Source organism: Clostridium sp. CAG:265 (assembly GCF_000436575.1).
Classification (GTDB): domain Bacteria; phylum Bacillota; class Clostridia; order Clostridiales; family Clostridiaceae; genus Clostridium; species Clostridium lentum.
Window position 1 is genome coordinate 1 of the sequence record NZ_FR886631.1, and the last position, 11,915, is coordinate 11,915.

12 protein-coding genes and 2 pseudogenes are annotated in these 11,915 nt (G+C 27.2%); 2 read left to right on the forward strand and 12 right to left on the reverse strand.

Translation table 11 applies throughout. The features are described from left to right. Nucleotides 1–56: 56 nt before the first annotated feature. The 3 genes and pseudogenes from Q5O29_RS08770 to Q5O29_RS08780 all read right to left on the reverse strand — a co-directional run. On the reverse strand, nt 57–1,412 hold the full coding sequence (locus tag Q5O29_RS08770; RefSeq protein ID WP_022212580.1) for an APC family permease: 1,356 nt from the start codon (nt 1,410–1,412) through the stop codon (nt 57–59). Between the two features lie 103 nt (nt 1,413–1,515). Further along, nucleotides 1,516–2,124: an NUDIX hydrolase gene (locus tag Q5O29_RS08775; RefSeq protein WP_302623726.1), complete on the reverse strand. Its 609-nt coding sequence runs from the start codon at nt 2,122–2,124 to the stop codon at nt 1,516–1,518. A 341-nt stretch (nt 2,125–2,465) separates the two neighbouring features. After that, a pseudogene (locus Q5O29_RS08780) lies at nt 2,466–3,263 on the reverse strand (D-alanyl-D-alanine carboxypeptidase family protein); the annotation flags it as partial. A 262-nt stretch (nt 3,264–3,525) separates the two neighbouring features. On the opposite strand from Q5O29_RS08780, the gene Q5O29_RS08785 reads away from it, so the two are divergent. Both Q5O29_RS08785 and ytfJ read left to right on the forward strand, forming a co-directional pair. After that, entirely contained in the window at nt 3,526–4,104 is a 579-nt protein-coding gene (locus Q5O29_RS08785; protein WP_302631987.1) for a DUF2953 domain-containing protein, read from the forward strand. 12 nt (nt 4,105–4,116) lie between these two features. Then, nucleotides 4,117–4,515, forward strand: coding sequence for a GerW family sporulation protein (ytfJ, locus tag Q5O29_RS08790; protein ID WP_022212584.1), 399 nt, complete (start codon nt 4,117–4,119; stop codon nt 4,513–4,515). Between the two features lie 30 nt (nt 4,516–4,545). Here the strand turns inward: ytfJ and scpB are convergent, their stop codons facing one another. The 9 genes and pseudogenes from scpB to deoA form a co-directional block, all read right to left on the reverse strand. After that, nucleotides 4,546–5,163 carry an SMC-Scp complex subunit ScpB gene (gene scpB, locus Q5O29_RS08795; protein WP_022212585.1) on the reverse strand — a complete coding sequence of 206 codons (618 nt, stop codon included), beginning with the start codon at nt 5,161–5,163 and terminating at the stop codon, nt 4,546–4,548. Beyond that, a complete protein-coding gene (locus tag Q5O29_RS08800; protein ID WP_022212586.1) occupies nt 5,144–5,902 on the reverse strand; it encodes a segregation/condensation protein A in 759 nt (252 codons plus the stop codon). The genes scpB and Q5O29_RS08800 overlap by 20 nt, the downstream gene beginning before the upstream one ends. Before the next feature lie 72 nt (nt 5,903–5,974). Next, nucleotides 5,975–6,586, reverse strand: coding sequence for a hypothetical protein (locus Q5O29_RS08805; protein ID WP_022212587.1), 612 nt, complete (start codon nt 6,584–6,586; stop codon nt 5,975–5,977). 8 nt (nt 6,587–6,594) lie between these two features. Continuing rightward, complete coding sequence (locus Q5O29_RS08810; protein ID WP_022212588.1) at nt 6,595–7,509, reverse strand: permease; 915 nt, start codon at nt 7,507–7,509, stop codon at nt 6,595–6,597. 21 nt (nt 7,510–7,530) lie between these two features. Beyond that, on the reverse strand, nt 7,531–8,151 hold the full coding sequence (locus Q5O29_RS08815) for a GTP-binding protein (RefSeq protein WP_022212589.1): 621 nt from the start codon (nt 8,149–8,151) through the stop codon (nt 7,531–7,533). Between the two features lie 9 nt (nt 8,152–8,160). Next, nucleotides 8,161–9,105 (reverse strand): CobW family GTP-binding protein, encoded by a 945-nt coding sequence (locus Q5O29_RS08820; protein WP_186835063.1) that lies wholly within the window; start codon nt 9,103–9,105, stop codon nt 8,161–8,163. Nucleotides 9,106–9,234: 129 nt separating this feature from the next. Next, nucleotides 9,235–9,867, reverse strand: coding sequence for a hypothetical protein (locus Q5O29_RS08825; RefSeq protein WP_022212591.1), 633 nt, complete (start codon nt 9,865–9,867; stop codon nt 9,235–9,237). Between the two features lie 114 nt (nt 9,868–9,981). Then, nucleotides 9,982–11,205, reverse strand: coding sequence for a D-alanyl-D-alanine carboxypeptidase family protein (locus Q5O29_RS08830; RefSeq protein WP_022212592.1), 1,224 nt, complete (start codon nt 11,203–11,205; stop codon nt 9,982–9,984). An 87-nt stretch (nt 11,206–11,292) separates the two neighbouring features. Then, nucleotides 11,293–11,915, reverse strand: a pseudogene (gene deoA / locus Q5O29_RS08835) (pyrimidine-nucleoside phosphorylase); the annotation flags it as partial.

Here is an 11,915-nt window from a genome sequence, read left to right on the forward strand (position 1 = left end):
ATCGAAAATTTTATACTTTCCTGTACTTTAAAAAAAGACTGCCATATGGCAGTCTCTTATATATTTTCACTAAGATTATTACTTAATTCATTTTTACTTACATTTCTCCAGAATACAACAGCACTTAATAATATTCCTAAGCATATTACTGCATATATCCAGAATAAACTATTGCCTATACTTCCCAATAGTATTATTGCTGATCCGCATAAAGCAAGAATTGGATTTATAATACCTCTAATTATACTTTTAATTTCTTTTTTAATACCAAGCTGTAATACCTTAACATATAGTAAAGCATATAATAAATAGCTCATGGTAATTGAAATTTCTGATATATCAGAATTAGGAAGTAATCCTGTTTTTGTAGTAAAATAATGTACTGCAAGCCAACTTACACTTATTATAAAACTTACTACTGTAGAATTAATTGGCATTTTAGTCTTTTCGTCAACATTAGCAATCACTTCTGATTTAGGGAACATATTTCTTATGGCTAATGAATATGGTAATCTTATTAATCCCATTATTAATCCATTAACTGTTCCAAGTATAGATATTACTACAAATACTAAAATTATTTTTGATCCCCACATACCAAATAAATTATTAGCTGCTAAATCAACGTGTGCATCTCCAAGACTCATTATTGTTTCAGGTCCTACGTAAATGCTTATACCTACAAAATATAATAAATAAACAATCAGTATAGAAATTGGTGCAATAATTAAAGCTTTTGGTAAATTCCTTTTAGAATCTCTTACTTCATGTCCAATTGAAGTAGAAACAATCCAACCATCAAATGAAAATGCTATTGGTGCAATAGCTGCAATCCAACCTGTAGATTTTACTGCACTACTTAATTCAATTGATGTTATTGATGATGGATCACCTAAAATAATACCTGCAATTGCAATTAAAATTAAAGGTATTAATTTTATTATTGTAGATGCATTTTGGAAAAGCCCACCTAACTTTGATGAAAGCCCATTTAATATATAAATCATTACTATTACTATTAATCCAATTAGTATCTGAAGTTCTAATGAACCATTAATTCCAAATAATAAACATATGTAAATCCCAGCAACATAAGCTACTACAGCTATTAATGTTGGAAAATATAAAAATGTTTGGAACCATCCAAAAGCACAAGCAATTGATTTATTATATGATTGCTCTGCATATGCTATTAATCCTCCTGCTTCTGAGTTTCTTGCTGCTAATTCTGAAATAGTTAAACTTCCAAATATTATTGCTATTGCTGCTATACAAAAAACTAATACCCCTAATGCTATACTTCCATTGGTAGCTACAAGGATATTATCACTTTTAAAGAATATTCCTGAGCCTATTACAACCCCAATAATCATAGCAATTGTGGTAAATAAGCCGTAACCTTTTTCTTTCATGTTTTTCCCCCTTAAACTTTCATTTGTTAATAGTTTAGAATAATTTTTTATAATATAACATATTTATACATACTTAGCAAATATAAATTATAAAAAAATTATTCTACTTAAACATTTCATTCCCTGATTTTGCAAATTCCTGTAAATATATATAGCATTTTATATCAAATTTTACATCTTTTATTAGAAGTTCTTGTGCTTCTTTTTGTGATAATAAAATTGGTTCAATATCTTCGTCTTCTTCCATATATGCTTTACTTATGGTACCTCCACAAGTACAAAAAACTGAAGTAACAGATTCGTCAGTCATACCAGGTGATAAAAATAATTGTCCTTTAACTGTATTTTTTAGGATTTCTATAACATCTAGCCCTGTTTCTTCTTTTAACTCTCTTGTTATTGCTGTTTGAGGACTTTCTCCTTTATCTATAAGCCCTGCTGGCATTTCATATATGTAAGAGTTTATTGGCACTCTAAATTGTCTAATAACTACTATTTTTTCTTCTTCTTTATGAAAAGGTACTATTAAAACTGCATCATCTTGTAATTCTTTATTATTCAAATAAACCCCTTCTAGATTTTCCTTTTCTTTTCTTGAAGCTATTATCCAGTTTTTTACATTGCCACCTTTGTTACTATATTCAGCATTATATAGATTTAAAAATTTTGTTTCTGCTAATGTAGTAAGTTTATTAATTTTACTCATATATATTTCTCTCCTTTATATATCTTACTAAAATAATTTTATCTTATTATACCTTATAAAATCTATATAGAAAGAAAAAAATATAGTATAAAATTACTATATTTTTTTCTTTATCAACTTATAATTTTTTCAAAACATTCTTTTCTTATATCTTTGCATGCTTTAAAACCTGTTTTTGTTGTTTCTTTATCTTCATCATATAATGATAGCTTTCCTAAAGTATCACCTTTATGTATATCCCCAAGAAGAGCAAATACTTCAATTTCAATTTTTTCATTTTCTTTAAATCCATAAGCAAAATCATTTTCCTCTAAGACTGATGCAAGTTTTATCATCCCCATTGATTCAACTAAATTTTTAGTAGAATCATTTTTAAAGATATATTTGCTACATACATGATTGTATATTTTTTCAGTTTGATTCCATCTGTCAGCACAATTCAATACTACTATTATTATGTCTTTACCTTCGTGATTTACAGAGGTTACTAAACATTTACCAGCTTGACCTGTATAACCTGTTTTTACTCCATTCGCATTTGGAATCTTCCACAAAATCTTATTGATATTTTGATAATCTCTGGTAAAACCATAAGTTTCTTTTGTGATAGTCTTTGATCCACAAATTTCTCTAAATAATTCATTTTTCATAGCTTTGGATGCTAGTATAGCTAAATCATAAGCAGAAGAATAATGTTTTTGGCTATCAAGCCCATGAGGACTTTCATAGTTAGAACACATTATTCCAAGACTATTGGCAAAATCATTCATTATCTTCGAAAACCCTTCGATAGATCCTCCTATATCTTCAGCAATAGCAATAGCAGCATCATTACCTGATTTAAACATAAGACCAAAGATAAGTTCTTTCATCTTTATATTTTCACCTTCTGAATATCCTACTTTAGATCCTCTTATACTAGCTGCATTCTTACTTATGACAACTTCTCTATCTAAATCACCATAATTAATAGCAATTAAAGCAGTCATTATTTTGGTAGTACTTGCCATAGGAACAATCTCAAAAGCATTTTGTGCAAATAAAATTTGATTTGTTTCACCATCAATGGCAATAGCACATCTTGCATCTACCTTTAGATTGTCTATTAAATATCTGTTACCTTCAAAGTTATTAGCGTTTTCCATATTAACCACATCATCTTCTAAGTCATCTTCTTCAATATTTAACGAATATACAGGACTCATTAATAAATCAAAGGAAAATATAGTAAAAAACAAAATGCAATATATAACTTTAGTTAATTTCATAAAATCACCCTCTAGTAAAATCCATTTATGACAATAGTTTTTTCAAAAAAGATATTTTTACTCATCTTTTTTGAAAAAATATTAAGTATAATTTTTCTTATAAAGGAAATAATATAAAACAATGTTAGGAGTAGGTGCTATGATTGTTTTATTAATTGTATTTTTGCTTTTATTCTTGATTTTTATGCCAATTCCTTTAAAGATATCTATAAAATATTTAGAAGATTTTTATGAAATAAAATTTTATAAAATAAATTTGCTTTCTTCTGATGGCGGAGTAATATATAAATTCATCAAGGATGATAAGGTAAAAAAGTATGATTCTAGTGATAATGCAAAAGAAGAATCAAAAGAAAAGTATCGTGAAAAGTTGAGATATAAAAAATTATCTATAAAACTATTATTTAAGAATCTATCTAATAATAGTTATAAGCCATATCTTAACATTAGTAGCAATATTGATTTTTCTGTTAATGATGCTGCAGGGACAGCTATAGTTTATGGACTTTTAAATTCATTAAACCCAATTATCTTTAAATTATTATCATCCTTTTTTAAAATAAAGAACTTTAATAATAAATTTAACCCAATTTTTAAAGATAAGTACATTATCAATATATCAATTATGTGTATATTAACTATAAATATTGCAAAAATTATATATATGTTATTTTTAATAAAAAAAAGTAATATACCTATTCGAGGAGGTGCCCTATAAAGGGGAAATAATATGTCCAATAAGCATGAATTAGAAAATTTAATGAGAAGTACTATGGAAAATTTACGGGATATGATTGATGTGAATACCGTTGTAGGAGATGTAGTTGAATTACAAGATGGAGGATGTATCATTCCAATATCAAAAGTAACCTTAGGATTTGCTTCTGGTGGAAGTGAATTTGGTGAAAAGGAATTGACTACAGAAGAAAGTGAATATCCATTTGGAGGTGGATCTGGTGCAGGAGTAAGTGTAAAACCAGTGGCATTTTTAGTTATTAAAGATGATTTCGTTAGACTTTTAAATGTAGATCATGATTCCACTATGGATAAATTAGTTGATTATATACCCCAAATTTTTGATTTCATTAAGACTTTTAATAAAGATTCCACAAAAGAAAATAAAAAATAATGAAAGGAAGATTATATATTCTTCCTTTCATTATTCTTCAATTTCTTCTAATGCTGAACTTAATAACTCTAAAGAATTATTTTCATCGCTATCTTCATATAAGTCAAGAGAAGGCAATTCATTCAATGATTGTAAACCAAATTGTCTTAAAAATTCATCTGTCGTTCCATATAATATAGGTCTTCCTGGAACTTCAAGTCTTCCAACATCCTTTATCAAATCACGCTCTAATAATCTTTGTAATGCAGATTCTGATTTTACACCTCTGATTTCATCAATATCAACACGAGTTATAGGTTGCTTATATGCCACAATTGCTAAACTTTCTATAGAAGCTTGTGATAATGATTGTCTTTTATTCTTTTTAAGCATCTTTTGTATGAATTCTGAATTTTCTGGCTTAGTAACAAATTGATATGAATCATCTATATTAATAAGCTTTATCCCCCTACTTTCAGCTTTAAACTCTTCAGTAATCTCATTTAAAATTTCCCTTGCAGTCTTTCTATCCAGCTCAAGGTTGGTATAAATATCTTTTATATTTAGTGGCTCTCCAGCTACAAAAAGCATTGCTTCAATAGCAGATTTTATTTTGTTTTTTCTTGAAGTTTCTGCAAATTCGTATTGATTAATGTCTATATTGCTCATGTTCTACTCTCCTTTTCATTAGTATTTCTTTAAAATTACCTTCTTGATAAGCAATAATAACTCTTAACTTAATTAATTCAAGTAATGCTAAGAATGTTACAACAGTCTCTAACTTTGATTCACTTTCTTTAATAATAGTTCTAAACTCAATAATATTTGTATTGTTAAATCTATCTAACAACTCCTTCATTTTATCTTCTACCTTATACTTATCAGTATATATCTTTCTCTGTACCAAATTGATATTGTTTTGTTTATTATGGTATGTTTCTAAAATATTATTATATATATTATATAAATCAATTAGTGTTAAATTTTTAAATATATCATCATTAGACTTAGGTGATTTTTCATCTTCAATAATTTCTGGCTTTTTACTATATATTTCCTCAGAGTTTATATGTCTTTCTTTAAAGAAGTTTGACACTGCCTTTATTTGCTTATATTCAATTAGCCTTAGCTTAAGCTTATTTTCAATATCCTCTTCATTTTCATCTTCAACTTTAACTTTTGGCAATAAACTTTTAGACTTTATTTCAATTAAAGTTGCAGCAATTACGATAAATTCAGAAGTTATTTCTAAATCCATTTCCTTCATTTCATCTAAATAACGTAAATATTGATTAGTAATTTTATATATCTCAATATTATATATATCCATTTTATTTTTCCTTATAAGATGTAATAATAAATCAAATGGACCTTCAAAATCAGCCACTTTAATTTTTGGAAGTTCCATACAAATCCACCCTTCACTTATTTTAGTTCAATTTTAATAATAGCAAGCTAAAGTAAAAATAACAAGCAGACATTAGTGTTCTTTCAAAAATCTATCATTGGGCTCAGAACATTTTTCATAACAAGCTACTTTAAGTTTTAGTCCATCATCATTAATTACTTTTCCATATACTATTATCCAAGTATCTTCATTTATAGTTTCATCCATATTTATAAGAGGAATCTTAATAATCCTTGAATCATATTGACAGCACGTAAGCATTTCTCTAGCTAAATATAGTTGGGCTGGATTTTCTTTATCTTGATATATAAATCCTTTAAAATAAAGCATATCTCCTTCATAATTATCAATATTTTCTGTAATAAATAAAATATCATTGAAACTATCACTTATAACTTCATCTTTATCATCAGCATAAGCAAAATACAAAAGAAAAATTATTACAAAGAATATTAAAGGGAAAAATTTATTAGTAATATAAATCCTACTTGGAATTGTGAAAATTTTAGGAAACTGACAAATAGAAAACAGAACCAAAATTATAACTGAAATTTTAAAAAATATAAGCATATGTCCATTAATAAAATTTTGTATTTCATCACTTTCTATTAAGACAATCATTAATAAATCTAAAATTACTAGCAGCATAAACAAAATTAATTCATCATAATTTATTCTTTTCATAATTCCTCCTATAAACTTATAAAGGAAAGACAGATAGAAAATGCTGTAACTACCAGCAATATTGTAATAATTAATATAGTTGCAAATTTCCTTTTAAATAAGCCTAATGTCAATATGGCATTCTTTAAATCCATCATTGGCCCTAGTATCATAAAGGCACTAACTGCTGGAATTCCAAAATTATTTAGAAATTTACTGCCAACAAAAGCATCCGCTTCTGAGCATAGGGATAATAAAAAAGATATATCTAACATTATTATCACCGCTAGTATATTGTTAAAAGTATAGTCATTTAAAATTTCTTCGTTTATAATACTGCCAAAGATACTTGAAATAAATGCTCCAAGTATTACATATACGCTTATGTTTAAAAATTCATTTGAAGCCTGACATACTATTGTAATGAGCTTATCTAATTTTGATATATAATACTTTTTATTGCTACTGCAGCAGGTACAAGATAAATCAAGATATCCATCAGATATAATACTTTCTATAGTAGAATCTTTAAAAATATATGTTATTAACATTCCAACAATAATGGAGCATAATATGCCTCCTACAACTCTTATTAATACAATGGTAAGGTTAGCTTCAAATGCATAATATGTTGATGTAATAACAAATGGATTTACTATTGGTACTGAAAGCATGAAGGTTATTGTAATTCCAATAGGAACACCTTTCTTTATAAGACTTCTAGCAACTGGTACTATAGCACATTCACACATTGGAAAAACCAATCCTATAAAAGCAGCCACAAGAAAAGCTAATCCTCTTCTTCTAGGAACAATCCTTTTTATAATATCTTCTGAAATATAAAACTGTATAATTGTTGAAATAATAGCTCCTATAACTATAAATGGAAGTGATTCAATAACAACACCTAAAAAGCTCCAGCACCAATGTCTAAATAAAATCATTAATTCACCATCTCTTACTAATTAATTAAACCTTTTACGAAAATTCATCTTAATCTTCCTATACTTATTATTTAAAAACAGATTTGATTTTCTCAATTCATTAAGTATAGCACTATTATCATCACTAAATAATATATGACCACTATAGTTTATGGAAGAAATAATATGGTATATTTCATCTATTTCTTTATTAGTTATTTCTTTACAATTATTTATCAATATTAAATTGCTATTTTCTATATATGGTATAAATAACTCCGATAAGTTCTTAAAATAATATAAAAATGTCTTTCCATTAATAATATAATATACACATTTTAATCTACAATACTTATTAAGAGTCTCTGCATATGTCTTATAAAACTCTTCCATAGTATAAGTTCCATTATACTCAATTATAATTTTGTAAGGTTTATACTGACAAATAGCTACCTTAATCTTTGAGGCTATCAAAGATATATCATCGTTAAAATAAATAACTTTATATTCTTTTGAGTTTTCTTCTATCTTGCTATGTCCATCTTCTGTTAAAATTATAAATGTATCTTCATCCTTTATCTTTGTTAATTCATTTAATGCATTTATAAAGGCTGTTTTACCAGCCTCTATAAAGCCACATACTATTTCTAAATCAGCTCTCATTATCATACCTCATTTAAAGAAATACTCTAATTCTTTCTTATTTATATTCACTCCTATAAAGGAGATTATGTTTTCCTCATTATAATCTATCTTTTCAATATTATATTCATTTAAGGAAAAATCAAACTGTCCATATTGTCCATTTAAAAGTTGTACTATCCCTTTAGCTCTAAGAATAGTTCCAAAATTTTTACTTGAAGCAATAAATTTAAACTTACTGCTCAATTCATCAGGTGATATTTTTCTATTTAGCTTTAATGTGAAGCTTTGAAAAGATTCATTTACTTTTTTAGTAGATACCTTTCCAATACCTGATTTGATATTTTTTAAGGCAATTTTACTCATAGGAAAATTTTGAAGCATATAGGTACTATTGATTTTATCTTTTAAATTAGTCTTATCCCAAATGCAATCTAAAATCTCTGCATTAGAATTAATCTTTATTATTTCATTCTTAACATGATTAACTGTATTTTTATCAGCTAATTGTATCCTACTTAATACAATTAGCTGCGCATATTTAATTTGATCTATATAGAACCTTCTGAAATTATTCATATACATATCAAACTTTAAACAATCAACTATTGTAATAACATTATTAATACTACATAGTGCTTTTAAATCTTCATCCTTAAAGGTTTTAATTATTTCACTCAGCTTAGCTATTCCTGTAGGCTCAATAATTATACACTCAAATTCATAATTTTTATTTAACTCCATAAGAGCTTCTTTAAAATAACCTGTAATTTCACAACAAATGCATCCAGCAGTAATTTCTTTAATAACAGCCTTAGACTTCTTTAATATTGAGCTATCTATATTAACTTCACCAAATTCATTTTCAATAATAACAATTTTATCTTCATAGAAATCATCATTTATTAACTTTTTAATAAAACGAGTTTTTCCTGCTCCTAAAAATCCAGAAATAATATCAACTTTTTTTATCACAGTATTCCATCCATATAAATTAATCAATTCACTCATAAATAATTTTATGAACTACAAATATAAATTATGAATTTTCATTAAATAAAAAAGTCTTAAGGAAGAGGATTCCTAAAGACTTTTTTATTGACTTTATATTATCTTAGCTACTAAATTATTTTCTTGTTCATATACAGTTACGATATAAGAAACAGCAAACCCTGAAATATGACCTCTAATGTATAACTTAACTCCATCATCATCAAAACCTAGAAATTGTGCATACATGAAATTAAAATATAGAGGAGTATCTTCATAAACACCATATTGGTCAACTTTAAGGCTATGTAAATCCTTTTCTATTTGTGCTCTATCATTATCAGTCAGAGGAATTACTTCACCATTTTCATTGCTGGAAACTAGGAAATCATATACATCTTCACTTCCCAGTAAGTGCTGTGATACTAAATCTATTGCAAAATCTATTTCTTTATATTCATTTTTTACATAATTGCTACTATTAACTATTTCATCATTGACATTAAAACCTTCATATCCCTTATTTCCAAAGTAAGTATTACCAAGGGCATTAAATTCAGTATATGCTTCTTCCACCACTCCACTACCATTTTCCTCGGTAGCACCTGTATTTTCATCTATAGTAACATCTATTCTATCTGTGGATTTATCGCTATTTTGATCGTTATTAGATGTATTTTTATAGCATCCTGTAAAAAGCATCGAAGCTAATACTATGTATGATATATACTTTAATCTTCTATTCATCCCATCACCTCCAATTAGATTATATCATAATAAATATTGTATAATATATCTCTTTTGTTAATGATTAAGATAAATTTCATAAAAAGAGTATCTTAAGATACCCTTCATTATGTACTATATTCCTTCCTTAAATAAGTTCTTTAAATTATATTTTATATTTTCAAAGAAGTTTGCTTTTTCAACATCTCTATCGCAATACAGCTCAACTTCCCCTATTTTTTTATCACCTACAAGAACTTCACAAATACCAATAATTTCTCCTTCTTTATAAGAATCTTTTTCAGAATTTTCAGAATTTAATGTAATTTTATTTTCAGGCTCTCCAGTAGTACCCTTTTCAAGTACTATAGTCAAGTCATTCTTTGCTTTTGCTATGAAATATCTATCAGTATTTTTACCTAAAAAGATTTTTTCTACATCTTCATCTTTTGAAAAGATTTTTTTGCCTTCATATTTTGAAAATCCATAGTTCATAAGCATACTAGCATCACGATTTCTCACTTTATATGTTGGAGCACCCATTATTACTGCTAACATTCTTACACCATCTCTTACAGCTGTAGCAGATATACAATACTTAGCTTCTTCTGTATAGCCAGTTTTTAGTCCATCACATCCATCAAAAAATCTTACAAGTTTATTATGATTTACCAGTTCTATGGGACTTTTTCTTCCTTCAGATATGGTTTCCATATATGTACCTGTATATTTTAAAATTGAAGGATGTTTTAATAATTCTAAAGACATTATTGAAATATCTTTAGCCGTTGTGTAATGACCTTCTTCTGGCAACCCATTGCAATTTTTAAAATTCGTATTTACCATACCTAATTCTTTTGCTCTTTTATTCATAATGGAGACAAAATTATCTACGCTTCCACCTAAATATTCAGCCATAGCAACTGCTGCATCGTTTCCAGAAGCAATTGCAATTCCCTTAAGTATTTCTTCTACAGTTCTAACTTCTCCAGTATCTAATAGCATTGTACTTCCACCCATATTTTTAGCGTTTTCACTACAAACTATCTTATCACTTAATGTAATGCTTCCATTATCAACTGCTTCAATAGCTAAAAGCATTGTCATTATTTTAGTAACAGATGCTGGTGCAAATTTTTCTTCAGAATTTTTTTCATAAAGTACAGTACCGCTAACAGGCTCTACTAATAAGGCTGATTTTGCATCAACATTCATTCCCTCCTCATAAGTAATAGAAGATAATATGCTATACTCTTCACCAATATCTACTGACTCACCTATACTTGCATATACAAATGTATTAAATGATAATAAAGTTAAAATAGCAAGAGATATTGTCTTAATTAGCGTGTTTTTCATCTTTCTTCCTCCTCTCAAGCTTAGTGTTACCAAAAGAAAAAAAAATATAATAGAAAGAACTACTTCTCTCTATCATATTTTTTAAATTTAACTTATTACATTATATATTAAAGGAATATTATCATTAAACTCTGCGCTTATCATAATATTTTCTTTTATCTTCATTTCAATTTTATTATTATCTTCTTTATTACTATGGATATAAGCTATAACATCACCTTTATTTACTTTATCTCCACGTTTTTTGTTTAAAACTATCCCTACTGTTAAATCTATAATACTATCCTTAGTAGCTCTTCCAGCTCCTAGCTCCATAGCTATTAGTCCCATTGCTTCAGTATTAATTTTAGTAATATATCCATCATTTTCTGCTGTTACAGGAATTATGTACTTTGCTACAAGGAATAACTCTGGATTATCTATTGGTGATACATCACCACCTTGAGCCTTGATAAACTCTTTAAGCTTCTCAAGCCCTTTTCCGTTTGATATATTTTCCTTTAAAAGTGCTTTACCTTCTTCAAGACTTGAAACTTTTTCTGCACAAAGAAGCATATTTCCACCTAAAGTAAGTGTTAATTCTAGTAGATCTTTAGGTCCATTGCCTTTTAATAGCTCAATAGCTTCTTTCACTTCAAGAATATTACCAATGGCAAAACCAAGAGGCTGATCCATATCTGAAATAACTGCCACAGTTTTTCTTCCAACTT